We start from the raw sequence: 25736 nt of genomic DNA on the forward strand, positions 1-25736 counted from the left end.
GTCACACCTCCAGCGCGATGTCAGGCTGAAGCAGCTCGATGCACTCGCTGCTGATCGGCAGGCCTGGTAGATCGACTACACATGGGGTGGGATTCGGATTGAACATCAGACGAGTGACGTCGGGACGTGAGTAATGTCCAGTCGGGTCGGCTGCTACCTTGGCGAAGGTCAATGCGGCTGGATCAAGTGTTGCGTAGAGCAGGCCTTCCTCATGTTCGCCCAGCGGAGTTGCCAGATCACTTCCGTCCGGACCGAAAATGCGTGCGTGCCCGCCACCGGCCTGCAACAGGCTGCGCTTGGCGTCACTGTCGCAGAGCATCTCGATCATTTCAGAGGAAACGATTGCACAGGGTGCGAGGACGAAGCACTGCCCCTCTGCGGCATAAACCCGCGAAGCCGCAGTATTGACCTCAGGTCCCAAGGCGCTTGTGGCACTGCGGTACAGGCTGAAGCTCGGCCAGGCGGCGACGTGGATCTGTTCGTTCTGCGCATACATGGCGTACTTGGAAAGCGGTTGCAGGTGCTCCCAGCAGCAAAGCGCGCCCAGAACGCCGACAGGCGTTTCAAACGTACGCAATGAGGCGCCGTCGCCTTCGCCGAACATCGTACGTTCTACATGGGTAGCCTTGAGCTTGCGACGCACGCCAACCGTTTCACCGCGATCGTCGATGATCCACTGACCTATATACAGCGACGCTTTGTGTCGCTCGCTGTAACCCAGCACCACATAGAGACCGAGATGGCGAGCCGCATCGCTGATACGCCGGGCCTGGGCGCTGTCCAGTACCAGAGACTGCTGGTGATAGCGCTGCACCAGTGGCATGTTCCAGGCCGGTGCGTCCAGCCACAAAAACCACGGATAGCCCGGAATCCACGTTTCGGGGAATGCAATCAGGCGGGCTCCGGCGGCTGCCGCCTGCTCCATCAGGGCGATGGTCTTGTCTACGGTGGCGTCCAGATTCAGGAATACCGGCGCGGCCTGTACACAGGCGACTTTCAAGGGCTCTTTCATCGTCAAAAACTCAAGTGGCTGTTGGATGGCCACAGGCTATGGGCTTTTCTGGCGACGGTATTAGGACGAAAAGGAACGGCTTTTTGACTGGAACGGACAGGCCGACAGGAATGGTTTCAGACTTGCATGGCGGTTGGCTTGACGCATCGAAATGCAGGTTGAACGCGATGAGCATTTATTTCGACACCAACAGTATTGCTGTGCAGGAACGAGCAGAGTTCTGGCAGGAAGTGGTGTGCAGTACCTTCGTGCCGCTGGAATGTGCCTTCTCGGATCGACAAAATTTCCACGGTCGTTTGCGCTCGCACAGCATTGCAGGACTGGCCTTGGTAGAGGTGCAGGCCTGCAGTCAGACAGTCGTCCGAGATACCTCGAGTATTTCGCGTAGTGACGACGAGTTCGTATTGGTGAGTCTGGCGCTTGAAGGCCGGGCGCAGGTTTCTCAAGAGGGGCGCGAAGCGCTATTGGAGGTCGGCGACTTTGCCATCTAAGACACTCGTCGCCCCTACCGGCTGCACTTCGACAGTGCATTCAGACAGACTGTGGTGCAAATCCCGCGCAACAGCCTGCAGCAGCGTCTGTGTAATCTGGAGTATCTGACTGCGTTATCACTGTCTCGCGATGACCCGCTCAATGGACTGGTCTTCGACTTTTTTACCGGCCTGGCTGCACTCGAGAACCGGGTAGGCGAATCACAACAGGCGCGGATAACCGAACAAGGGCTGGACTTGCTGGCAATGGCGTTGTCCGAACGGGTCGAAGGGCAGGCACAAGGTTCAAGACGCAGTGGCTTGCTGCTGCGCATCAAGGATCATATCCAAGCCAACCTGGCAGATACAAAACTGTCTCTGGCCAGTGTCAGCGTCCGGTTCGGAGTCAGTACGCGCTATATCAGCAGCTTGTTTCAGGATGAACAGACCTCGTTCGGACGTTACCTGCTGGCCTCTCGGTTGCAACGCTGCGCCAGTGACCTGCGCGAGCCATTACTCGCCAATCGACAGATCAGTGAGATCGCCTGGCGTTGGGGATTCAGTGATGTCGGTTACTTCAGCAGAGTCTTCCGCCAGCGCTTCGGAGTGCCTGCACAGCAATATCGGCTTGAGGCTTCACCGATGCGTTGCGCATAAAAAAACCGACCTTTTAAAGGTCGGTTTCTGATACATCATCAAAACTTATGCACGTTTTTCCGGTTTTTATAGCCTGAAAAAATATGTATATGAATTAGCAGGTTAGATCGTCTTTTTGCGCGGTTTCAAAAAAACCGTACACAGGTTATCCACAAAATCACGCCGGGACTTTTTCGGGAGTTGCAACAGGTACAGCAGGCGAGCCCATCGCCCGTTGCGTATCCTCATTCCAGGTCTGAACGCGCTCATTCAACGCAGCGATGGCACGTGGGCCTGAGCCCTCTGCGTACATCGGCTCGCCGATCACCACGTGAATGGTGCCTGGCTTTTTCGCCCAGCCGTCGCGAGGCCAGTACTTGCCTGCGTTGTGCGCGACCGGCAGCACAGGCAGATCAGCGTTCACTGCCAGTGCAGTACCGCCGCGAGAGAATTTGCCGACCTGGCCGTAAGGCACGCGTGTGCCCTCCGGGAAGATCAATACCCAGACGCCATCCTTGAGCAACTCGTCGCCCTTCTTGGCAATCTCCCTGAGTGCGGCTTTCGGGTTTTCGCGGTCAATGGCGATCGGGCGCAGCATTGCCATCGCCCAGCCAAAGAACGGCACATACAGCAGTTCACGCTTGAGGACCTGGCTCATCGGCTCGAAATACGCCGACAGAAAGAACGTCTCCCAGGTGCTCTGGTGGTTGGAGATGATCACGCAGGGGGTTTTCGGTACGTTTTCGGCGCCAGTCACTTCTACCTTGATGTTCAGGAACACCTTGGTCAGCCAGATGGCGCAGCGGCACCAATAGACGTTAATGAAGCGATAGCGGGCTTTGAACGGCAGAAAAGGCGCAATGAAAAAACTCAACGTGCACCACAACAGCGAGCTGGTGCCCAGCAACAGGTAGAAGAAGAAGGTCCTGATTGCCTGCATGATCGACATAGTTACGTTTACCGTACGGGCAGGTGCCCGCTCCTTGAGCGTCCTGAACCTGAAGAGCTGACTGTTCAGTGAGCGCTGTTGTGGATAAGTTCTGCGGCAACTGCCGCCAGATCGTCAAAAATCAACGTGCCTGCCGGCACTCCGCCTTCCATCGTCTTGCGGCCTTTGCCGGTCATCACCAGCACAGGCTGAGAATCGACGGCTTGTGCGGCCTGCAGGTCACCTTTGCTGTCGCCCACGAACCAGAGACCTTTGAGGTCCACGGTGTAATGACGGGCGATAGCCTGCAGCATCCCGGGTCTGGGCTTGCGGCAGGTACAGCCATCGTCTGGCCCATGCGGGCAATAGACGATCAAACCGACCTCGCCACCCTGCTCTGCCACCAGCTTGCGCAAGCGCACGTGCATGGCATCCAGAGTGGCCAGATCATAATAACCTCGGGCAATGCCGGACTGGTTGGTGGCAACGGCCACCGTCCAGCCGGCCTTGCTCAGCGCTGCGATAGCTTCGATCGAGCCAGGAATGGGCAGCCACTCCGCCACCGACTTTATGTAAGCGTCGGAGTCATGATTGATCACGCCATCCCGGTCAAGTATCAGCAGTTTCACAGCGACTCCTTGTCAGCCCAGCAACGAGATGTCGGCGACGCCGAGGAACAGACCGCGCAAACGCGACAACAGGGCATAACGGTTGGCACGCACGTTGGCGTCTTCCGCGTTGACCATCACGGCTTCGAAAAACGCATCGACCGGCTCACGCAACATCGCCAGACGCGCCAGCGATTCGCTGTACTGACGCTCGGCAGCCATCGGCTGGATCGCGTGATCGGCCTGCTGGATGGCCGAGTACAGCGAGAACTCGTTGGCGTTGTCGAAATACTTGGGCTCGACGGTCTGGGCAATGCTGCCCTCGGCCTTGCTCAAGAGGTTCGATACACGTTTGTTCACTGCGGCCAGTGCTGCGGCCTGTGGCAGTTTGCGGAAGGCCTGGACTGCCTGGACGCGTTGATCGAAATCCAGCGCCGAAGCCGGTTGCAGGGCACGCACCGAAAGGTACACCGCCACGTCGACGCCTTCGTCTTCATAGCGCGCACGCAGACGATCGAAGATGAAGTCGAGCACCTGTTCCGCCAGACCGGCTGGCTTGATCTTCGCGCCGAACTGCGTGACGGCGAACTTCACCGTTTCGATCAGGTTCAGGTCGAGCTTCTTCTCGATCAGGATACGCAGGATGCCCAGTGCCGCACGACGCAATGCATAGGGGTCCTTGCTGCCGGTAGGCAGCATGCCGATCCCGAAGATGCCAACCAGCGTGTCGAGCTTGTCGGCAATTGCCACCGCAGCACCGGTCAGTGTGGTTGGCAGTTCGGCACCCGCGCCACGCGGCATGTACTGCTCATTGAGCGCCAGTGCGACATCTTCAGGCTCGCCGTCGGCCTTGGCGTAGTAGTAACCGGCAATGCCCTGCATTTCCGGAAACTCGCCGACCATCTCGCTCGACAGGTCGCACTTGGACAGCAGACCGGCCCGCGCAGCACGCTGGGCGTCGCCGCCGATGCGGGGGGCGATGTAAGCGGCCAGTTTCGACACACGCTCGGCCTTGTCGAACACGCTGCCCAACTGCGCCTGGAACACGACGTTCTTCAGGCGATCGTTGAAGGTTTCCAGCTTCTGCTTCTTGTCCTGCTTGAAGAAGAACTCGGCGTCGGTCAGGCGTGGACGAACCACCTTCTCGTTACCGGCGATGATCTGTGCCGGGTCCTTGCTCTCGATGTTGGCCACGGTGATGAAGCGCGGCAGCAGCTTGCCGTCGACATCCAGCAGGCAGAAGTATTTCTGGTTGTCCTGCATGGTGGTAATCAAGGCTTCCTGAGGGACTTCCAGGAAGCGCTCTTCGAATGAACACACCAGCGGAACCGGCCATTCGACCAGACCGGCCACTTCGTCCAGCAGGCTTGGCGGCACGATGGCGGTGCCTTCCTGTTGGGTGGCCAGCTCGTCGACGCGCTTGCTGATGATCTGCCGACGTTCGTTGAAGTCGGCCAGTACATGAGCGGCGCGCAGGTCGCTGAGGTAACCGGCAGGCGAAGAAATGCGCACGTCTTGCGGATGATGGAAGCGATGACCGCGCGAATGACGACCCGCGCTCTGCGCAAGGATCGTGCAGTCCACCACTTGATCACCGAACAGCATCACCAGCCACTGGGTCGGCCGCACGAACTCTTCCTTGCGAGCACCCCAGCGCATGCGCTTGGCAATCGGCAGGTCGTTCAGCGAGTCTTCGACGATGGTCGGCAACAGGGACGTCGTCGGCTTGCCGAGGATGGTCTGGCTGTAACGCAGTTTCGGACCGCTCTGATCGATTTCGCTCAGGTCGACGCCGCACTTCTTGGCGAAGCCCAGGGCGGCCTGAGTCGGGTTACCGTCGGCATCGAACGCTGCCTGACGCGGCGGGCCATCGAGGTTGACGCTGCGATCCGGTTGTTGCGTGGCCAGTGCGGTAATCAGCACGGCCAGACGACGCGGTGCTGCGTAGACCTGCTTGGCGCTGTAGGTCAGACCTGCGCCTGTGATGCCTTTTTCAATACCGGCGAGAAACGCATCGGCCAGCGAGACGAGGGTCTTGGGTGGCAGTTCTTCGGTGCCCAGTTCGACCAGAAAATCTTGAGCACTCATTGCGCTGCCTCCAGCTTGGCCAACACTTCATCGCGTAGATCGGGCGGCGCCATCGGGAAGCCGAGACGGGCGCGGGCCTGCAGGTAGGCCTGAGCCACCGAACGGGCCAATGTGCGTACGCGCAGGATGTACTGCTGACGCGCCGTCACGGAAATCGCGCGACGGGCATCCAGCAGGTTGAAGGTGTGCGAGGCCTTGAGGACCATTTCGTAGCCGGGCAATGGCAGCTCCAGCTCGATCAGGCGTGCGGCTTCGCTTTCGTAGAAGTCGAACAGCTCGAACAGTTTGTCGACGTTGGCGTGTTCGAAGTTGTAGGTCGACTGCTCCACCTCGTTCTGGTGGAACACGTCGCCGTAGGTCACTTTGCCGAACGGACCGTCAGCCCAGACCAGATCGTAGACCGAGTCCACGCCCTGCTGGTACATCGCCAGACGCTCGAGGCCATACGTGATTTCGCCGGTGACCGGGTAGCACTCCAGGCCACCGACCTGCTGGAAGTAGGTGAACTGCGAGACTTCCATGCCGTTGAGCCAGATCTCCCAGCCCAGACCCCAGGCGCCCAGCGTCGGCGATTCCCAGTTGTCTTCGACGAAGCGCACGTCGTGCACCAGCGGATCGAGGCCGATGTGCTTGAGCGAGCCCAGGTACAGTTCCTGGAAGTTGTCCGGGTTCGGCTTGAGAATCACCTGAAACTGGTAATAGTGCTGCAGGCGGTTCGGGTTTTCGCCGTAGCGGCCGTCAGTCGGGCGACGGCTTGGCTGTACGTAAGCGGCGTTCCAGGTTTCCGGGCCTACGGCGCGCAGAAACGTGGCAGTGTGGAACGTGCCGGCGCCTACTTCCATATCGTAGGGCTGAAGTACCACGCAACCTTGTTCTGCCCAGTATTGCTGGAGGGCGAGGATCAAGTCTTGGAAGGTACGCACGGCTGGCGTAGGCTGGCTCACAAATTTCACCTGTGCTGGGCTGCGATTCAAAGAGCGGGAGTATACCCGATTCGGCCGCACGTCCACTCCTTGGGAGCCCTATGACACGCTGCTTTTGGTGCAACGAAGACCCCCTGTACATCGCTTATCACGATCAGGAGTGGGGAGTGCCGCTGCGCGATGCGCAGAAGCTCTTCGAGTTGCTTTTGCTCGAAGGGTTCCAGGCCGGGCTGTCGTGGATCACGATTCTCAAGCGGCGGGCGCGTTATCGCGAAGTGCTGCACGGCTTTGACGTCGAGCGCCTGGCGCAGTTGAGCGATGCCGAAATAGAGACGCTGATGCTCGATCCGAGCATCATCCGCAACCGCCTCAAGCTCAAGGCCGTGCGCACCAATGCGCGGGCCTGGCTGGCGCTGGAAGACCCGGTCGCGCTGCTCTGGTCGTTTGTCGGCGGTACACCGAAGATCAATCACTTCAAGGATCGCAGCGAAGTCCCGGCGATTACCGCCGAGGCCGAAGCAATGAGCAAGGCACTTAAAAAGGCCGGTTTCACCTTTGTCGGCCCGACCATCTGTTATGCCTACATGCAGGCCAGCGGTATGGTCATGGACCACACCGTCGATTGCGATCGGTATGCGATCCTGAGCCGCTGACGGTTACACTACCCGCCTCGAGAATCTGGGAGTCATCTGTGGATAAGTTCAAAGGCGCCGTAATGGTCGGGGCGTTGCGATTGTTTGCGCTGTTGCCGTGGCGCGCGGTGCAGTGGGCAGGCACCGCGATTGGCTGGCTGATGTGGAAGCTGCCCAACCGTTCGCGGGAAGTGGCACGGATCAACCTGTCCAAGTGTTTCCCCGAGTTGAGCGAGCCGGAGCTGGAAAAGCTCGTTGGCCGCAGCCTGATGGACATCGGCAAGACCCTGACCGAAAGCGCCTGTGCGTGGATATGGCCAGCACAGAAATCGATCGACCTGGTGCGTGAAGTCGAAGGGCTTGATGTGCTCAAGGACGCGCTGGCGTCCGGCAAGGGCGTGGTTGGCATCACCAGCCACCTGGGCAACTGGGAAGTGCTCAATCACTTCTATTGCAGCCAGTGCAAGCCGATCATTTTCTATCGTCCACCCAAGCTGAAAGCCGTGGACGACCTGTTGCGCAAGCAGCGTGTGCAGTTGGGCAACAAGGTGGCGGCGTCGACCAAGGAAGGCATTCTCAGTGTCATCAAGGAAGTGCGCAAAGGCGGCTCGGTGGGTATTCCGGCCGATCCGGAGCCGGCCGAATCAGCGGGCATCTTCGTGCCCTTCTGCGGCACCCAGGCGCTGACCAGCAAGTTCGTACCGAACATGCTGGCAGGCGGCAAGGCAGTCGGTGTATTCCTGCACGCCATGCGCCTGCCGGACGGCTCGGGTTACAAAGTGGTACTCGAAGCGGCTCCGGAAGCCATGTACAGCACCGACACCGAAACCTCGGCAGCGGCGATGAGCAAAGTGGTCGAGAAATACGTGCGGGCTTACCCTAGCCAGTACATGTGGACCATGAAACGCTTCAAGAAACGCCCGCCAGGCGAAGCGCGCTGGTACTAGATAGAAAGGACTGGACGCAGAGCGTCCGGAACGGCGTGCCCACGCTGGAGCATGGGCACGATAGTGTTTCCCTCAACTGGCCGCCGCAATCAACCCGCGCCGCTCCAGCGCCACCTGAGTGCCCTCCGGACTCATCCGCACCAGGTTCACCGGGATGGATTTGGCCGCAGGAGTGTTGCCATGTTTATCCCGGTTGGCCAGTGGCAGCAGGCCGTTGGTTTCCGGGTAATACGCTGCGCAGCAACCCTGCGGCACGTCGTAGGGTATGACCTTGAAACCCGCTGCACGCCGCGCCGTGGTCGGGTCGAGCGCCGTCTGAAACTCGATGTAGTCCCCGGCTTTCAGCCCCAGGCGTTCGATGTCCTGCGGGTTGAGCATCACCACCATGCGGTCGCCAAAGATGTCCCGATAACGGTCGTCGTTGGAATACACCGTGGTGTTGAACTGGTCATGGCTGCGGATCGTCATCAACTGCAGATGCTCGGCGCCCGGCGGCGTGTCGTCTTCGTCGTAGATGCCTTCGGGAAAGAGGAAGTTGGCCTTGCCCGACTCGGTGTCCCACTTGCGCTCACTGGCGGCATTGGGCAATCGAAAACCTCCGGGTTCTAGGATGCGCTGATTGAAATCGTAAAACTGCTCGGGCAATACTTCTTCGATCTTGTCGCGAATCCTGGCGTAGTCACCCACGTAGCTGTCCCAGTCCACCTTGGGGTTGGGCGCAAGCGTCGCTTTGGCGATACCGGCAATGATGGCGATTTCGGAAATCAGATGTTTCGACGCAGGCTCGAGCATGCCGGTCGAGCCGTGCACCATCGACATCGAGTCCTCCACCGTAATGGTTTGCGCCACACCGTTCTGCAGGTCGCGTTCCGAACGCGCCACGCATGGCAGCAGAAAGGCCTTCTGTCCATGTACCGTCGCACTGCGGTTGAGCTTGGTGTTGACCAGCACCGTCATTTTCAGGCGGCTGACGGTCGGGCAGATCACATCGGTGTCCGGAATGGCACGGAAGAAATTGCCGCCCATGGAAATGAGCGCTTCCACCTCGCCACGCAAGAGGGCTTCGCAGGTCTCGGCCACGGCATGGCCTTTTTTTCTGGACGCCTCAAAACCGAACACCTTGCTCATGCTGGCCAGAAACGGTTCGCCGGCCTTTTCATAGATGCCCATCGTCCTGTCGCCCTGTACATTGGAATGTCCGCGCACCGGGCAAGCCCCTGCACCGAGCTTGCCGATGTTGCCGCGCAACAGCAGCAGGTTGATGATCTGCTGCATGGCATCGCCACCACGCTTGTGCTGAGTGATGCCCATCCCCCAGCAGCAGATGACTCCCTTCGAACGCTTATAAACCGCAGCCACCTCTTCGATGGCCTGACGCGTCAGACCCGAATGGCGCTCGATGATGTCCCAGGGCAACTGTCGGCAATAATCGGCGTATTGCTCGAAGCCATGGGTGTGTTCTTCAATGAACGCCACATCGAGGACGCGTGGCAGGTTTTCACGCTGCGCCACGTCATCGGCTTCGATCACGGCCTTGCAAACGCCTTGCAGGGCGATCATGTCGCCGCCGATCCTGACCTGATGGTACTGCGAGCTGATTTCCACCCCATGCAGACTGAGCATGTCGCGCGGGTCCTGCGGCGCCGCAAAGCGTACCAGCGCCCTTTCCCGCAGCGGGTTGAACGAGATGATGCTTGCGCCCCGGCGTGCGGCGGCGTGCAGCTCGGACATCATGCGCGGGCTGTTGGTCCCGGGGTTCTGGCCGATGATAAAAATCGCGTCGGCGTTCTCGAAATCTTCCAGCGTCGTGGTGCCTTTGCCGACCCCGATCGACTCGGGCAGCGCCGCAGTGGTGGTTTCATGGCACATGTTCGAGCAGTCAGGGAAGTTCGCCATGCCGTACAGCCGACCGAACAACTGATACAGAAAGGCGGCTTCGTTCGACGTGCGTCCGGAGGTGTACAGCTCCAGCTTCCACGGATCGCTCAGGCCGCGCAGCTCTGCGCCGATCTCGGCGAACGCTTCGTCCCAGGTGACGGGCAGGTATTTGTCAGTGGCGGCGTCGTAGCGCATCGGCTCGGTAATACGGCCTTCTGCTTCCAGCGCGTGATCGCTCCAGGTCGCCAGTTCGCTGACCGTATGCCGGGCGAAGAACTCGGGCGTCACGCGTTTCCTGGTCGATTCCCAGGCCAGTGCCTTGGCACCGTTCTCGCAGTATTCAAAGGTGTGCGGCTTCTTCGGGTCCGGCCAGGAGCAACTGGGGCAATCGAAGCCGCCAGGCTTGTTCATGGACATCAGCGTGCGGTTGCCCTTGATCAGCACATGCTGGTGCAACAGGTGCTTGTTGACCGCACTGAGCGCAGGCCAGCCACCCGCCGGTGTGCCGTCGGTCTGTGATCCTTGAAGCGGGGCTGGGGAATTTTCCGATTCGGACATGGGGTGCGTTCTCTCTCATAAAGCCCGTGCAGGCATGAAGCTCGTGTGTCTGAGATGCACGGGCTCGGAGAGAATTCGCCCGAGTCGACGAGCGTTGCCGACAGGGCGCGTCGGCAAGAGGTTCAGTCAGGGTCACACGCTGTTCAGGAGCGGTTCAGAAAAAGCTCAGGCCGACCTGAAACAGCCGCTCAACCTCGCGGATGCACTTCTTGTCCACAAGGAACATGATCACATGGTCACCGGATTCGATCACGGTGATGTCATGGGCGATAAGCACCTGTTCGTCGCGGATGACTGCGCCGATTGCCGTACCGGTCGGCAGGTTGATGTCCTTGATGGCGCGGCCCACCACCTTGCTGGATTTCGAGTCGCCGTGAGCGACGATCTCGATGGCTTCGGCTGCACCGCGTCGCAGCGAATGCACGCTGACGATATCACCACGGCGCACGTGGGCCAGCAGCGTGCCGATGGTTGCCAGCTGGGGGCTGACCGCAACGTCGATTTCCCCACCCTGCACCAGATCGACGTAGGCCGGGTTATTGATCAGCGTCATCACCTTGCGCGCGCCCAGACGCTTGGCCAGCAGCGACGACATGATGTTGGCTTCATCGTCGTTGGTCAGCGCCAGGAACAGGTCGGTGTTGCCGATATTTTCTTCCAGCAGTAGGTCGCGGTCCGATGAGCTGCCCTGCAGCACCACCGTGCTGTCCAGATGCTCCGACAAATAGCGGCAGCGCGCCGGGCTCACTTCGATGATCTTCACCTGATAGCGGCTTTCGATGGCTTCAGCCAGACGCTCGCCGATGTTGCCGCCACCGGCGATGACGATACGTTTGTAGTTCTCGTCCAGGCGCCGCAGCTCTCCCATCACGGCACGAATATCAGCCTTGGCGGCGATGAAAAACACCTCGTCATCGGCTTCGATGACCGTGTCGCCATGCGGCAGTATCGCCCGGTCGCGGCGATAGATCGCCGCGATGCGCGTTTCGACATTCGGCATGTGCGCTCGTAGCTGGCGCAACGGCTGACCCACAAGTGCGCCGCCGTAATAGGCTTTGACCGCGACCAGTTGCGCTTTGCCTTCGGCGAAGTCGATCACCTGCAGCGCACCGGGGTATTCGATCAGACGTTTGATGTAGTTGGTGACGACCTGCTCCGGACTGATCAGCACGTCGACCGGGATCGCGTTTTTATCGAACAGGCCAGCGCGTGTCAGGTACGCCGCTTCACGAATGCGCGCGATCTTGGTCGGCGTGTGGAACAGCGTGTGGGCCACCTGACAGGCGATCATGTTGGCTTCGTCGCTGCTGGTCACCGCGACCAGCATGTCGGCGTCGTCCGCGCCGGCCTGACGCAACACTGCCGGGTAGGAGCCTTTGCCCTGCACGGTGCGGATGTCCAGGCGGTCGCCCAGATCGCGCAACCGGTCGCCGTCAGTGTCGACCACGGTGATGTCATTGGCTTCGCCCGCCAGATGCTCGGCCAGCGTACCGCCTACCTGTCCTGCACCCAGAATGATGATTTTCACGCGCTTACTCCCGCGCCGCCGCGATCTTGATCAGTTTGGCGTAGTAGAAACCATCGTGGCCGCCTTGCTGGGCCAGCAGCTGGCGACCATGGGCTTGCTTGATACCCGCGGGCGGCTGTCCTGCCTGCCCGGCGATGTCCAGCTCTCTGGCCCCGGAGGTACGCGCCAGAAACGCCTCGATGACGTCGGTGTTTTCGGTCGGCAGTGTCGAGCAGGTCGCGTACACCAGCATGCCGCCTACCTGCAGCGTAGGCCACAACGCATCGAGCAGCTCGCCCTGCAAGGCCGCCAGCGCGACGATGTCGTCTGCCTGACGAGTCAGTTTGATGTCCGGATGACGACGAATCACGCCGGTCGCCGAGCACGGTGCGTCGAGCAGGATGCGCTGGAACGGTTTGCCGTCCCACCACTGCGCTGTCTCGCGTGCATCGGCGGCGATCAACTCGGCATCCAGGCCCAGGCGATAAAGGTTTTCACGCACGCGCACCAGACGCTTGGCTTCCAGATCCACCGCTACCACGCCGCTTAGTTGCGGCTGCACTTCCAGCAAGTGGCAGGTCTTGCCGCCCGGCGCGCAGCAGGCATCGAGTACCCGTTGCCCGGGGGCCAGCTCCAGCAGGTCGGCGGCCAGTTGCGCGGCTTCGTCCTGCACGCTGATCCAGCCTTCGGCAAAACCGGGCAGTGAGCGCACATCACACGGCTCGGCGAGCACGATGCCGTCCTGACTGAATGTGCACGCACTGGCTTGCAGGCCGGCAGTGTTGAGCAGTTCGAGGTATTGATCGCGACGGTGATGGCGTCGGTTGACGCGCAAAATCATCGGCGGGTGCGCATTGTTGGCCGCGCAGATGGCTTCCCACTGTTCCGGCCAGGCGGCTTTCAGGGCTTTCTGCAGCCAGCGCGGGTGGGCTGTACGCACCACCGGGTCGTGTTCCAGCTCGATCAGCAGCGCCTCGCCGTCACGTTGCGCATTGCGCAGCACGGCGTTGAGCAAGCCTTTGGCCCAGGGCTTTTTCAATTTGTCGGCGCAGCCCACGGTTTCACCGATGGCGGCGTGGGCCGGAATGCGGCTGTAGAACAGCTGATAAAGACCGACCAGCAGCAAGGCTTCAACGTCGGCGTCGGCGGCCTTGAAGGGCTTTTGCAGCAGCTTGGCCGCCAGAGCCGACAGGCGCGGCTGCCAGCGCGCGGTGCCGAATGCCAGGTCCTGAGTCAGACCACGATCACGCACCTCGACCTTGTCCAGTTGAGTGGGCAACGAGCTGTTCAGCGAGGCCTTGCCGCTGAGCACGGCAGCCAGTGCCTTGGCGGCGGCCAGACGCGGGTTCATTGGCCCAGCACCGTGCCGATGGCAAATTTCTCGCGGCGGCTGTTGAACAGATCCGTGAAGTTCAGCGGCTTGCCGCCCGGCAATTGCAGACGGGTCAGGCGTAGCGCGTTCTGACCGCACGCGACGATCAGGCCATCCTTGCTGGCGCCAAGAATCGTCCCCGGCGCGCCCTGCCCTTCGGCCAGATCGGCTGTCAGGACTTTCAGGGTTTCTTCGTTCAGCGTGCTGTGGCAGATCGGCCAGGGGTTGAAGGCGCGGACCAGGCGCTCAAGCTCATCGGCCGGACGTGTCCAGTCCAGGCGCGCTTCGTCCTTGTTCAGCTTGTGGGCGTAGTTGGCCAGGCTGTCATCCTGAACCTCGCCGACCAGCGAACTGTCCGCCAGACCGGCAATGGCCTGCAACACAGCCGGCGGACCGAGTTCGGCCAGGCGATCATGCAGCGTCCCGCCCGTGTCCTGCGCGGTGATCGGGGTAACGGCCTTGAGCAGCATCGGCCCGGTGTCCAGGCCCGCTTCCATGCGCATCACCGTTACGCCGCTCTCGGCATCACCGGCCTGTACCGCGCGCTGAATCGGCGCCGCACCACGCCAGCGCGGCAGCAGCGACGCGTGGCTGTTGATACAGCCCAGGCGCGGAATATCCAGCACCACTTGCGGCAGGATCAGGCCGTAGGCGACGACCACCATCAAATCGGGTTGCAGCGCTGCCAGTTCGGCCTGCGCGTCAGGATCGCGCAGCGTTGGCGGCTGCATGACCGGTACGTCATGTTGCAGCGCCAGTTGCTTGACCGGGCTGGGCATCAGCTTTTGTCCACGACCGGCCGGGCGATCGGGCTGGGTGTACACGGCGACGATCTGGTGAGGGCTGTCGAGCAGGGCCTTGAGGTGTTCGGCGGCGAATTCCGGGGTGCCGGCGAAGACGATGCGCAGTGGCTCAGTCATGGAGTTCTCATTATAAAAAAAGGCCTGTTCAGGCCTTTTGGGGTAACGACGGATCAGGCGTTGAGCTTGTGCTGCTTTTCGAGCTTCTTCTTGATCCGGTCACGCTTGAGGTTGGAAAGGTAATCGACGAACAGCTTGCCGTTCAGGTGATCGCATTCATGCTGGATACAGATGGCGAGCAGGCCCTCGGCAACCAGTTCGTAAGGCTTGCCGTCACGGTCCAGCGCCTTGACGCGAACCTTTTGCGGGCGGTCGACGTTTTCGTAGAAACCGGGAACCGACAGGCAGCCTTCCTGATACTGATCCATTTCGTCGGTCAGCTTTTCGATTTCAGGATTGATGAAGACCCGCGGTTCGCTGCGGTCTTCGCTCAGGTCCATGACGACCACGCGCTTGTGGACGTTGACCTGAGTCGCGGCCAGGCCAATACCTGGCGCTTCGTACATGGTTTCAAACATGTCGTCGACCAACTGGCGAATGCCTTCGTCTACCATCGCCACAGGTTTGGCGATAGTGCGCAGGCGCGAATCGGGAAATTCGAGGATGTTTAGAATGGCCATATACGTAAGAGCTGCACTGTTAAGGTAAAGTCAATGTTGGGTGCCGGGCCCGGGAGTTCAAGGCAGGCAGCCCAGGACAGGACTCTAGGGTTCGCGTGAGGCAACATGATAAAGGGATTCACCGCATGAGGAAATCACTACTCGCCCTGCTGCTGCTGCTGACCGCCAGCGGTCTTGCGCAGGCGCAAGTGCAACTCAGGGAAGGCTATCCGCAAAGCTACACCGTTGTCGCCGGGGACACACTCTGGGACATTTCCGGCAAGTTCTTGCGTGAACCGTGGAAATGGCGCGAGATCTGGCGGGCCAATCCGCAAGTCCATGATCCCGACCTGATCTACCCCGGTGACACCCTCGCGCTGACCTGGGTCAATGGTCAGCCGCGTGTGACGCTCAATCGGGGCGAGTCGCGCGGGACCATCAAATTGTCACCGCGTGTGCGCAGTACGCCGATGGTCGAGGCCATTCCGAGCATTCCGCTGGGGGCGATCAACGCATTCCTGATCAGCAACCGGATTGTCGACAACGCCGAGCAGTTCGAGAAAGCCCCCTACATCGTTGCGGGCAATGCCGAGCGCGTGCTCAGTGGCAACGGTGATCGTGCCTATGCACGGGGGGCGCTGGACCCGGCGCACAGCGTCTATGGCATCTTTCGTCAGGGCAAGACCTACATCGATCCGGAGACCAAGGAAGTACTGGGCATCAACGCCGATGACGTCGGCAGCGCCGAGGTGGTTGCCACCGAAGGTGACGTCTCGACCCTGATTCTGCAGCGCTCCACGCAGGAAGTGCGTCTGGGCGATCGCTTGTTCAGCAGCGAAGAGCGGGCCATCAACTCGACGTTCCTGCCCAGCGCTCCGCAGGCGCCGATAGAAGGTTTGATTCTGGATGTGCCACGCGGCGTCACTCAGGTCAGCGTGCTGGATGTGGTCACGCTCGACAAGGGCAAACGCGACGGTCTGACCGAGGGCAACGTGCTGGCGATCTACAAGACCAGCGAAACCGTGCGCGACCGAATCACCGGTGAGCTGGTAAAAATCCCCGACGAACGGGCCGGGCTGCTGATGGTTTTCCGTACCTACGACAAGCTTAGTTACGCCTTGGTCCTGCAAGCCAACCGATCTTTGGCCATCATGGACAAGGTTCGCAATCCGTAGACGCATGTTTCAGATCTGACACGGATTTGTGTGACGAACCAGACACTTATCAAATTGTTGTCAACAGAGTTATCCACAGGTTTGTGCATCACTTGAGATGCACGATGGATCAGGGACGATCTCATGCCATTGTTCGAAAATGCCCTCTCTTCGCCTGCAGAGCTGGAAGCGCGCTTGCGCGTGCACCGCTTGCCCGAGATAGGGCCGAAACGCTTTTCCAGACTGATTGAAGCTTTCGGTTCGGCCTCGTCAGCGCTCAGTGCGCCGGCCAGCGCATGGCGTGCGCTGGGCATTCCAGGTGTCTGTGCCGAGGCGCGTCGTGACCCCTCCGTACGTGATGGCGCCAGTGCCGCATTGGCCTGGCTGGAGCGTCCGGCCCAGCATTTGCTGATGTGGGACGACCCCGGCTACCCCGCGCTGCTGGCGCAGATCGCAGATCCACCGCCGCTGATCTTCATTGCCGGCGACCCTTCGATCCTTGAGCGTCCGCAACTGGGAATGGTCGGCAGTCGTCGCGCCTCCCGACCTGGACTCGACACCGCCAGCGCTTTTGCGCGCAGCCTGGCGGCTGCCGGTTTTGTGATCACCAGCGGCTTGGCGCGAGGTATTGACGGTGCCGCGCATCAGGGCGCATTGGATGTCGGGGGGCTTACAATCGGCGTGCTTGGCACCGGGCTCGAAAAACTTTATCCACAGCAGCATCGCGCGCTCGCAGCGCAGATGGCGGCCCAGGGCGGCGCCGTGATTTCCGAGTTCCCGCTGGACGCCGCAGCACAGGCCAGCAACTTCCCGCGACGTAACCGAATCATCAGTGGCCTGTCGCTGGGCATACTGGTGGTCGAGGCCAGTGTTGCCAGCGGCTCATTGATTACCGCGCGGCTGGCCGCCGAGCATGGACGAGAGGTTTACGCGATACCCGGCTCGATTCATCACCCTGGCGCCAAGGGCTGTCATCAGTTGATACGAGACGGCGCGACACTGATCGAGACCGTCGAACACATTCTTGAAGGCTTGCAGCACTGGAAACGTGTTGCGCCCGGCATCGATCCCGTCACGCCGGCGAAGCCTGCCCCTTGCGATCATCCACTGCTGGCGCTGCTGCACGCCGCACCGCATACCAGCGAGGGGCTGTCGGTGTCATGCGGATGGCCATTACCCAAGGTATTGGCGGGCCTGACCGAACTGGAACTGGACGGACGCATAAGCTGTGAAGCAGGACGATGGTTCGCCAGAGCGCCCTGAGGTTAAACTGCCGCCAGGATTCAGTGGAGAGACAAACAATGGTCAGCAGTTGGCGAGTGCAACAAGCCGCTCAGGATATTCGAGCCGGTGCGGTGATTGCCTACCCGACCGAGGCAGTCTGGGGGCTTGGGTGCGATCCGTGGGATGAAGAAGCGGTCTATCGTCTGTTGGCGATCAAGTCACGGCCGGTGGAAAAAGGCCTGATCCTGATTGCCGACAACATTCGCCAGTTCGACTTCCTGTTCGAAGACTTCCCTGAACTGTGGCTCGACCGCATGGCCAGCACCTGGCCTGGGCCCAACACCTGGCTGGTACCGCATCAGAACCTGCTGCCCGAGTGGATCACCGGCATTCACGAAACCGTGGCGCTGCGTGTTACCGATCACCCGACCGTACGTGAACTGTGCGCACTGGTCGGTCCGTTGATCTCCACCTCGGCCAACCCGGCGGGTCGCCCGGCTGCGCGTTCGAGATTGCGCGTCGAGCAGTACTTCCGCGGGCAGATCGACGGGGTTCTCGGCGGCAGCCTGGGCGGGCGTCGAAACCCCAGCGTGATAAGGGATATCGCCACCGCGCAGATTGTGCGCGCCGGCTGACGCTGGCACACACAGTGCGCATTCAAGGGCAGACGATCAAGGAATCAGAATGGTCGAGCCGGTGGTACGCCGGGCCGACAGCTCGGTCTGGGCCTTGGCGGCATCCTTCAGAGCATACTGCTGAATGCCGTCGAACTTGAGTTTGCCGCTGGCGAGCATGTCGAACAGCTCGTCCGCCATGGCCTGCAGGTTCTGCGCATTGTTGGCGTAAGAGCCCAGTGTCGGGCGGGTGACATACACCGAACCCTTTTGCGCCAGAATCCCGAGATTCACGCCCGAGACCGGCCCGGACGCATTGCCGAAGCTCACCACCAGCCCACGTGGTGCCACGCAGTCGAGTGACGTCAGCCAGGTGTCCTGACCCACCCCGTCGTAGACCACCGGGCATTTCTTGCCGTCGGTCAGCTCCAGCACGCGCCTGGCGACGTCTTCGTGACTGTAATCGATGGTTTCCCAGGCACCCAACGCCTTGGCGTGCGCGGCCTTCTCCGGCGAACTGACCGTGCCGATCAGTTTGGCGCCCAGCGCCTTGACCCATTGGCAGGCCAGCGAACCCACACCACCCGCAGCAGCATGAAACAAAATGGTCTCGCCCGGCTTCACCTGATACGTCTGACGCAGCAGATACTGCACCGTCAGGCCCTTGAGCATCAGGGCTGCGGCCTGCTCGAAACTGATCGAGTCCGCCAGCTTCACCAGATTCGCTTCAGGCAGCACGTGCACTTCGCTATACGCCCCCAGCGGCCCGGTGCCGTAAGCGACACGATCACCGATCTTGAAGCGCGTCACCTCGGCCCCCACCGCCTCGACCACCCCCGCCCCTTCGGCACCGAGGCCGGAAGGCAGCGACGGCGCCGGATACAGCCCGCTGCGGTAATAGGTATCGATGAAATTCAGGCCAATGGCCTTGTTACGCACAACCACCGCCTGCGGGCCCGGAGCCTGCGGCTCGAAATCGACATATTCAAGAACCTCGGGTCCTCCGACAGCGCTGAACTGGATACGCTTTGCCATGTGCTCTCTCCTTGATGTTGACCAAGACCTTATGCATCAGGCAGACAAAGGTAGCACGCGATGGTGCCGCCAAAATGAAAGTGCAATGCTGCAGTCAGCTTTGGGAAAGCACAGAAAAGAACTCCTCGATGAGAGCGTCCCCGTTGGCGTTTTTTGATTCCAGACTGATCATCGATGGAAAATCCTCGTAAGTCAGAAAAAAAGCCTCATCCTTGATCTTCACGTCCCATACGCGTACGTCCACCGCGTCTGACTTTGAAGTAACGGTGCCTTCGAGCAGACTGAGAATGGAGTCAGCATAACGAGGGAAATTATCCCAATCGATTTCCGCTGAGAAATTCAGGCATGAATGGCCGGAGTGCATTTTCTCGATAACCAGCTGGTTAAAAATATTTGAATTCGTCATTAGAAGATATCCTCCCCTCCTGCTCTAGTAGCACTGTCTATGATTTGTTCAAAGGTTTTTCCTTTGTTAACCAAATCTTCAAATGTCGGACCTATCGGGTTTCCGTATTTATTCATATTTCTAGTATTTATTGTTTCAAGTAGTTCCGGAGGAGTGAACTTACGATACTCAATCTTAAGGTTTGTTCTCGCCTCATAAGCATGTTTTGCGATGTCTTCAAGGTCTAAGCCACTGGCCCTCATGCGATTGATGGTTTTTTTTAGCTCATAGACTGCCTTCACGTAATTTTGCCGAAGTGGTGGCAGATAACCAAAGTCTCCATCTGATCGTGAGTTAACAGTGTCCCATTCGAGGCTTTCATCTTGGAAGTTGTTTTTTCTGTATGGGTCTTTAGGTTGGAAATCTGGATGTTTTATTAATTTTTCTGTATTTTTATAAAGCCAGTCAGCCAGCTGTTTATTTGAGATTTCTTTCTGAAGTTGAGAGCTCCTAGCCATAATTTCTTCGGCAGAGCACTGTAAGCTGCTCTTGATTTGACCTCGCATCATATAGGTCACGATAGCTGTTAAAAGAAGAGCTACAAGTTCTTCTTGTCCCTTGGCTAGAAGCCTAGAGGCTTCGTCAATTCTAGAGTCGCGGCGAGCGGCAGATCCGCCAGTTGGATCTAAGCCTATAGGGGTACCGTACTCTGCGTTCCACGCGACTGATAGCCCCTCATGCAGAGTCGCTATGCAGGAGGGTAATCCTTGATAGAAGTAATCAGAAATTGCGGAGAGTCCCAAACCCATGAGAATAACATTCCCTACATGGAAGCCTATGCCACCGCCGACTGCAGCGCCCACGCCAATACCTGCACCATATGCTAGAGCGCCAATAGCGCCGCCGACAATACTGCCGGCCAATACGCTACCGCCTACTATCATCGTAACTTCTTTTGCGACTTGAAGTAAGACATTAATAATTTGGTTGATTTCTATTGATGCCCAGCGGTTACTAAGTCGAGTCAAAATTATGGGGTAAGATAAGCTTAGCGCTTCTTTAACTGCATCAATTCGGTCAGGGCTCATGTCGCCGAATACAGACGTGAAGTTATTATTCACTCTCCGGGTGAAACCATTCCATTCGTCCTGAGTTGAGCTCCATCCACGATCAAAGCTCTGATTTACAGTGTCAAACGTATCTTTCAGGGTTCGCTCTACGTCCTCCCACATTGGAACGTCTGCTAATATTCTCATAGAAATATAATTTCCTTATCTTCACACAGTATTTGGCGTCCTTGCGTCCTTACGATTTTTTTAACTGCCTTTAGACTCTAATAATTTAGAAAGCTCGCAGACGTGTAGAGTAATTTCTCGTGTTTCTCAAAACAAGTGTGCGGTGTGCCGGGCCTCTCAAATTCATCCAGAAAATACTTCGAGCCCCCATCGGACTCCATCCCCGGACCTTCGTCAACTGCCAGCCCGCGCCGCCGATGGTATGCTACTCGCCAATTTGCCTGCGCCTCTTTTGCTGCGAGGGCTCAGCCGTTTGACGTCAGCCGTAAGGGATCCTCATGAGTACCCGTACCGAGGCCGTAAAAGCCTACCTGCTCGACCTGCAAGACCGTATCTGCACTGCGCTTGAACAGGAAGATGGCAGCGCACACTTCATGGAAGATGCCTGGACGCGTCCGGCGGGCGGCGGTGGTCGCACGCGGGTGATCGAGAATGGCACGGTCATCGAGAAAGGCGGTGTCAATTTTTCCCATGTTTTCGGCAGCAATCTGCCGCCGTCTGCCAGCGCTCATCGGCCTGAACTGGCCGGGCGTGGTTTCGAGGCGCTGGGCGTGTCGCTGGTGATCCATCCGCACAACCCGCATGTGCCGACGTCCCACGCCAACGTGCGTTTCTTCATTGCCGAAAAAGAAGGTGAAGAGGCCGTCTGGTGGTTCGGTGGCGGTTTCGACCTGACGCCCTATTACGGCGTCGAGGAAGACTGCGTGCACTGGCACCGGGTCGCCGAGCGCGCCTGTGCGCCCTTCGGTGAGGATGTCTACCCGCGCTACAAGGCCTGGTGCGACAGTTACTTCCACCTCAAGCATCGCGATGAACCGCGCGGCATCGGCGGTCTGTTTTTCGATGACGTGAACCAGTGGGATTTCGACACCAGTTTCGCGTTCATTCGTGCCATCGGTGATGCGTTCATCAATGCGTATCTGCCGATCGTGCGGCGGCGCAAGGCGGCGGCCTATACCGTGCAGCAGCGTGAGTTTCAGGAATTCCGTCGTGGTCGCTACGTCGAGTTCAACCTGGTGTATGACCGCGGCACGTTGTTCGGTCTGCAATCGGGTGGGCGTACCGAATCGATCCTCATGTCGCTGCCGCCGCAAGTGCGTTGGGGTTATGACTGGAAGGCCGCGCCGGGCAGCGAAGAGGCGCGTCTGACCGAATACTTCCTCACTGATCGGGACTGGCTGGCCGAAAACTGAGCCGATTCACCGCCGCAAGGTGCTGCACACGCAAACAGATCAGGAACACACATGGACCAGTACGTCGTCTTCGGTAATCCCATCGGCCACAGTAAGTCGCCGTTGATTCATCGCCTGTTTGCCGAGCAAACCGGGCAAACGCTGGATTACCAGACCTCGCTGGCACCGCTGAACGATTTCACCGCGTTCGCCCAGGCGTTTTTCCAGGTCGGGCGCGGTGCCAACGTTACTGTGCCGTTCAAGGAAGAAGCCTGGCGCCTTGCCGACAGCCTGACCCAGCGTGCGCAGCGCGCCGGGGCGGTCAACACCCTGAGCAAGCTCGACGACGGAACCCTGCTGGGTGATAACACTGACGGTGCCGGGCTGGTACGTGATCTGACGGTCAATTGCGGTCGCAGCCTGCGTGGTCAGCGCATTCTGTTGCTGGGCGCAGGCGGTGCGGTGCGTGGTGCGCTGGAGCCGTTGCTTGCGCAACAGCCCGCTGCCTTGGTGATCGCCAATCGTACGGTCGAGAAAGCCGAACGACTGGCGCAGGAGTTTGCCGACCTCGGACCGGTATTCGCCAGCAGCTACGACTGGCTTGAAGAGTCGGTGGACGTGATCATCAACGCCACCTCGGCCAGCCTGGCCGGAGAGTTGCCACCGATTGCGCCCAGCCTCATCCAGCCGGGAGTGACCTTCTGCTACGACATGATGTACAGCAACGAACCCACTGCTTTTTGCCGTTGGGCCACCGAACACGGCGCGGCGCAGGCGGTGGATGGTCTGGGCATGCTGGCCGAGCAGGCCGCAGAAGCCTTCCTCCTGTGGCGCGGTGTGCGTCCGGAATCGGCTCCGGTGCTGGCTGAGTTACGCAGATTGCTGGCTGCGGGTTGATCGGCTATCTGCGGACTATCGTGCCAATGCTCCGAGTTATGCACAAGTCCGCTTTTGATTCTGGCCGAAGGCCGTGGGAGCGAACTTGTTCGCGAAGGCGGTATTTCAGATGATGTATTTTCGGCGATTATACCTGCCCTTTCGCGAACAAGTTCGCTCCCATGCCCTCCGGGCAGAAGCCAAATCTACGGGCTCATCGGGACCTTTGTAAAACGCAGAGCATCGCGACGATGATTCATGGCTCAATCCTCAAACAGAATCGGGCACTTCTCCGCCCCTTCCAGCTTGTGCAGTTCCTCGATCACTTGCGGCCTGGCATTGCGCAGGACCAGCACTCTGCCCTGCCGGCCCAGACGTCTGGCTTCCTGATGAAGCATCTCAACGCCTGAGTAATCGATGAAGTTGATCTGCTGCGCATCGATCACCACTCGCACACCTTCGGTACGTTGCAGGCGGGTTTGCAGGTAGTGGCTGGCGCCGAAGAAGATCGATCCGCCGACCCGCAGGACCTCCTCGTCGCCCTCGCGCCATTGTTGGACACGCGGTTGCGAGGTGCGCTTGAGATAGAAAAACAGCGAGGCCAGCACACCGGCGTAGATCGCGGTTTGCAGCTCCAGCAGCAGGGTGGCCAGACAGGTCAGCGCCATCACGAAAAACTCGGCGCGGCTGACGCGGAACAGCGCACGAATGCCTCGGCGATCCACCAGCCCCCAACAGATCAGCAGAATTGAGGCGGCCATGGCCGGGATCGGAATGTGCGATATCAACGAGGCACCGGCGACTGCGAACAGCGCCACCCATAGCGCGGAAAACACCCCCGCCAACGGCGAGCGCGCACCTGCCTCGTAACTCAATGCCGCACGGGTAAAAGACCCGGCTGACAGGTAGCCGGAGAACAGCGAGCCGACCATGTTCGACAGCCCCTGGGCACGCACTTCCTGATTGGCATTGAGCATCTGCTGCGAACGAGCTGACAGCGAGCGGGCAATCGACAGGCTGTTGACCAGCCCGAGCATGCCCACCGCCACGGCGGTCGGCAGCAGCTTGAGGATCAGTTCGAGATCCAGCGGCAACGGACTGAAGGGCGGCAGATGGCCGACGAAGGCGCTGACCACACGGACATGGCCGAACATCGCCGGCCACAGCCACACCAGCAGGCTGCTCGACACCAGTGCGATCAACAGCGTCGGCCAGCGAGGCACGAGCAGCTTGAGTCCGATACCCAGCGCCAGGGTCAACAGACCGAGCATCAGCGAAGACAGATCGACCTCACGCAGATGCTCGAGCACGGCGCTCACGCTTTTGAGGGCGGTGGTCTGACTCGGCAGATCAATGCCCAGCAGATTGGGCATCTGCCCCAGCGCAATCACCACCGCAGCGCCCAGCGTGAAACCCAGCACCACCGAGTGCGAAACGAAATTTACCAGTGCACCGAAGCGCATCATCCCCAGCAACAACTGAAATACGCCAGCGATGAAGGTCAGCAGCAGGATCAACATGATGTAGTCCTGACTGGCCGGGACGGCGAGCGGACTGACACTGGCGTACAGCACGATGGAAATAGCCGCAGTCGGCCCGCAGATCAGGTGCCAGGACGATCCCCACAGACAGGCCACAAGGACTGGAACAATCGCAGCGTAGAGGCCGTACTCAGGCGGCAGCCCGGCGATCAGTGCGTAAGCGATGGATTGCGGCAGTGCCAGAATGGCGCCACTCAGGCCCACTAGCGCATCACGCCCGACGCTGGCGCGATTCTGCTGCGGCAGCCAGGCGAGAAAGGGTAGGAATTTATGGCGATTGAGCCAGCGCATCGGTCCCTCGGTTGAATTGAACGTAGAGGACGCAGAGCGCCCAGAACGGCACGTGGAGCATGGGCACGATAGTCGGACGCCTGTCGTTCCTCACGCTCCAGCGTGGGAATGCCTTGGGTGACGCTCCGCGTCACAGACCTTCGTCACGCAGCGCACTCAAGGCTTTACGCTTACAACCTGGCCTTCACCGCCGCCAGACCGTCCTTGCCATCAGCGGTCTGTACGCCCTCCAGCCACTTGTCCAGCACCGCCGGGTTGGCCTTGATCCAGGCTTTCGCCGCCTCGCTGTTGCTGACCTTCTTGTTGACCACTTCGGCCATGATGCTGTTTTCCATGTCCAGGGTGAAGCTCAGATTGGTCAGCAGCTTGCCGACGTTCGGGCAGGCTTGAGCATAACCCTTGCGGGTCAGTGTAAAGACCGAGCCGGTGTCGCCGAAATATTTCTCGCCGCCCTTGAGGTAGTGCATGCCCTTGATCTGCACGTTCATCGGGTGCGGCGTCCAGCCGAGGAACACCACAAAGGCTTTTTTCTTCACGTTGCGATTGACCTCGGCGAGCATCGCAGTCTCGCTGGATTCCACCAGCTTCCATTTGCCCAGGTCGAATTCGTTCTTCTTGATGATCTCCTGCAACGACAGGTTGGCAGGCGCACCGGAACCGATGCCGTAGATCTTCTTGTCGAACTTGTCAGCGAATTTGTTCAGGTCGGCAAAGTTATGCACACCGGCTTCCCAGACGTAATCCGGTACGGCCAGGGTGAATTCGGTGCCCTCCAGGTTTTTCGCCAGTTGCGTCACATCTCCGGTGGCCACGAACTTGTCGTAAAAGCCCTGCTGCGCCGGCATCCAGTTACCCAGAAACACATCCAGCTTGCCGTCTTTCAAACCGCCGTAGGCAATCGGCACGGCCAGGGTATCGACCTTGGGCGTGTAGCCCAGGCCCTCAAGGACCACGCTGGTAATGGCGTTGGTGGCCGCAATGTCACTCCAGCCGGGATCGGCCATCTTCACGGTGCTGCAACTGGCGTCCTCCGCCTGCGCTGCCAGGCTACCCAAGGTCATGACCGCGACCGCAACGGCTGTGGATAACTTCTTCATTGATGTACCCCTTTGATTTTTTTGGTGTGGGCAG

Annotated in this window: 22 protein-coding genes and 1 pseudogene; 8 read left to right on the forward strand and 15 right to left on the reverse strand. The window is 59.6% G+C overall.

The features are described 5' to 3' along the window. Position 1: 1 nt before the first annotated feature. On the reverse strand, positions 2-1012 hold the full coding sequence (locus PI739_RS16840) for a nitrilase (protein WP_054082289.1): 1011 nt from the start codon (positions 1010-1012) through the stop codon (positions 2-4). 167 nt (positions 1013-1179) lie between these two features. On the opposite strand from PI739_RS16840, the pseudogene PI739_RS16845 reads away from it, so the two are divergent. After that, positions 1180-2139 (forward strand): annotated as a pseudogene (locus PI739_RS16845) (AraC-like ligand-binding domain-containing protein). Between the two features lie 157 nt (positions 2140-2296). Here PI739_RS16845 and PI739_RS16850 read toward each other — a convergent pair. The 4 genes from PI739_RS16850 to glyQ all read right to left on the reverse strand — a co-directional run bounded on the left by PI739_RS16850 (position 2297) and on the right by glyQ (position 6686). Next, a complete protein-coding gene (locus tag PI739_RS16850) occupies positions 2297-3067 on the reverse strand; it encodes a lysophospholipid acyltransferase family protein (RefSeq protein WP_003432732.1) in 771 nt (256 codons plus the stop codon). A gap of 65 nt (positions 3068-3132) precedes the next feature. Then, the gene (gmhB, locus tag PI739_RS16855; RefSeq protein WP_003367814.1) at positions 3133-3675 is read right to left on the reverse strand and encodes a D-glycero-beta-D-manno-heptose 1,7-bisphosphate 7-phosphatase; all 543 of its coding nucleotides are present in this window, start codon (positions 3673-3675) and stop codon (positions 3133-3135) included. Positions 3676-3687: 12 nt separating this feature from the next. Next, complete coding sequence (gene glyS, locus PI739_RS16860; RefSeq protein WP_003432731.1) at positions 3688-5742, reverse strand: glycine--tRNA ligase subunit beta; 2055 nt, start codon at positions 5740-5742, stop codon at positions 3688-3690. Beyond that, positions 5739-6686, reverse strand: a complete 948-nt coding sequence (glyQ, locus tag PI739_RS16865; RefSeq protein WP_002551326.1) for a glycine--tRNA ligase subunit alpha — start codon at positions 6684-6686, stop codon at positions 5739-5741. Before glyQ ends, glyS begins: the two co-directional genes overlap by 4 nt. Positions 6687-6766: 80 nt before the next feature. On the opposite strand from glyQ, the gene PI739_RS16870 reads away from it, so the two are divergent. Continuing rightward, positions 6767-7318 (forward strand): DNA-3-methyladenine glycosylase I, encoded by a 552-nt coding sequence (locus PI739_RS16870; protein WP_003432729.1) that lies wholly within the window; start codon positions 6767-6769, stop codon positions 7316-7318. Between the two features lie 38 nt (positions 7319-7356). After that, positions 7357-8244 carry a lysophospholipid acyltransferase gene (locus PI739_RS16875; protein ID WP_054082290.1) on the forward strand — a complete coding sequence of 296 codons (888 nt, stop codon included), beginning with the start codon at positions 7357-7359 and terminating at the stop codon, positions 8242-8244. Positions 8245-8316: 72 nt separating this feature from the next. Here the strand turns inward: PI739_RS16875 and PI739_RS16880 are convergent, their stop codons facing one another. From PI739_RS16880 to def, 5 genes are all read right to left on the reverse strand, one after another. Continuing rightward, positions 8317-10680: an FdhF/YdeP family oxidoreductase gene (locus tag PI739_RS16880; protein ID WP_054082291.1), complete on the reverse strand. Its 2364-nt coding sequence runs from the start codon at positions 10678-10680 to the stop codon at positions 8317-8319. Positions 10681-10834: 154 nt separating this feature from the next. Next, complete coding sequence (trkA, locus tag PI739_RS16885) at positions 10835-12208, reverse strand: Trk system potassium transporter TrkA (RefSeq protein ID WP_003367803.1); 1374 nt, start codon at positions 12206-12208, stop codon at positions 10835-10837. A 4-nt stretch (positions 12209-12212) separates the two neighbouring features. Next, the gene (gene rsmB / locus PI739_RS16890; RefSeq protein WP_054082292.1) at positions 12213-13538 is read right to left on the reverse strand and encodes a 16S rRNA (cytosine(967)-C(5))-methyltransferase RsmB; all 1326 of its coding nucleotides are present in this window, start codon (positions 13536-13538) and stop codon (positions 12213-12215) included. Further along, the gene (gene fmt / locus PI739_RS16895) at positions 13535-14479 is read right to left on the reverse strand and encodes a methionyl-tRNA formyltransferase (protein ID WP_054082293.1); all 945 of its coding nucleotides are present in this window, start codon (positions 14477-14479) and stop codon (positions 13535-13537) included. Before fmt ends, rsmB begins: the two co-directional genes overlap by 4 nt. A gap of 53 nt (positions 14480-14532) precedes the next feature. Continuing rightward, a complete protein-coding gene (gene def / locus PI739_RS16900; RefSeq protein ID WP_002551333.1) occupies positions 14533-15039 on the reverse strand; it encodes a peptide deformylase in 507 nt (168 codons plus the stop codon). A 125-nt stretch (positions 15040-15164) separates the two neighbouring features. On the opposite strand from def, the gene PI739_RS16905 reads away from it, so the two are divergent. The 3 genes from PI739_RS16905 to PI739_RS16915 all read left to right on the forward strand — a co-directional run bounded on the left by PI739_RS16905 (position 15165) and on the right by PI739_RS16915 (position 18031). Beyond that, positions 15165-16193 (forward strand): LysM peptidoglycan-binding domain-containing protein, encoded by a 1029-nt coding sequence (locus PI739_RS16905; RefSeq protein WP_271352050.1) that lies wholly within the window; start codon positions 15165-15167, stop codon positions 16191-16193. A 123-nt stretch (positions 16194-16316) separates the two neighbouring features. Next, on the forward strand, positions 16317-17435 hold the full coding sequence (gene dprA, locus PI739_RS16910; RefSeq protein ID WP_044309645.1) for a DNA-processing protein DprA: 1119 nt from the start codon (positions 16317-16319) through the stop codon (positions 17433-17435). Between the two features lie 38 nt (positions 17436-17473). Further along, positions 17474-18031: an L-threonylcarbamoyladenylate synthase type 1 TsaC gene (locus tag PI739_RS16915; RefSeq protein ID WP_003340101.1), complete on the forward strand. Its 558-nt coding sequence runs from the start codon at positions 17474-17476 to the stop codon at positions 18029-18031. Between the two features lie 36 nt (positions 18032-18067). On the opposite strand, the gene PI739_RS16920 is transcribed toward PI739_RS16915, so the two are convergent. From PI739_RS16920 to PI739_RS16930, 3 genes are all read right to left on the reverse strand, one after another. Next, positions 18068-19045, reverse strand: coding sequence for an NADPH:quinone reductase (locus tag PI739_RS16920; protein ID WP_054082295.1), 978 nt, complete (start codon positions 19043-19045; stop codon positions 18068-18070). A 94-nt stretch (positions 19046-19139) separates the two neighbouring features. Continuing rightward, positions 19140-19451 (reverse strand): DUF3630 family protein, encoded by a 312-nt coding sequence (locus PI739_RS16925; RefSeq protein WP_054082296.1) that lies wholly within the window; start codon positions 19449-19451, stop codon positions 19140-19142. Then, a complete protein-coding gene (locus PI739_RS16930; RefSeq protein WP_195843831.1) occupies positions 19451-20686 on the reverse strand; it encodes a DUF6861 domain-containing protein in 1236 nt (411 codons plus the stop codon). The genes PI739_RS16925 and PI739_RS16930 overlap by 1 nt, the downstream gene beginning before the upstream one ends. Before the next feature lie 317 nt (positions 20687-21003). Between PI739_RS16930 and hemF the strand changes: the two genes are divergently transcribed. Further along, positions 21004-21918: an oxygen-dependent coproporphyrinogen oxidase gene (gene hemF / locus PI739_RS16935; RefSeq protein WP_003401477.1), complete on the forward strand. Its 915-nt coding sequence runs from the start codon at positions 21004-21006 to the stop codon at positions 21916-21918. Between the two features lie 51 nt (positions 21919-21969). Continuing rightward, positions 21970-22794: a shikimate dehydrogenase gene (aroE, locus tag PI739_RS16940; protein ID WP_044309647.1), complete on the forward strand. Its 825-nt coding sequence runs from the start codon at positions 21970-21972 to the stop codon at positions 22792-22794. Positions 22795-23036: 242 nt separating this feature from the next. Here aroE and PI739_RS16945 read toward each other — a convergent pair whose 3' ends face one another. Then, positions 23037-24605, reverse strand: coding sequence for a SulP family inorganic anion transporter (locus tag PI739_RS16945; RefSeq protein ID WP_003432720.1), 1569 nt, complete (start codon positions 24603-24605; stop codon positions 23037-23039). A gap of 170 nt (positions 24606-24775) precedes the next feature. Continuing rightward, positions 24776-25702 (reverse strand): choline ABC transporter substrate-binding protein, encoded by a 927-nt coding sequence (locus tag PI739_RS16950; protein WP_054082297.1) that lies wholly within the window; start codon positions 25700-25702, stop codon positions 24776-24778. Positions 25703-25736: the final 34 nt, after the last annotated feature.

This window comes from Pseudomonas cerasi, from assembly GCF_027983475.1.
Classification (GTDB): domain Bacteria; phylum Pseudomonadota; class Gammaproteobacteria; order Pseudomonadales; family Pseudomonadaceae; genus Aquipseudomonas; species Aquipseudomonas cerasi.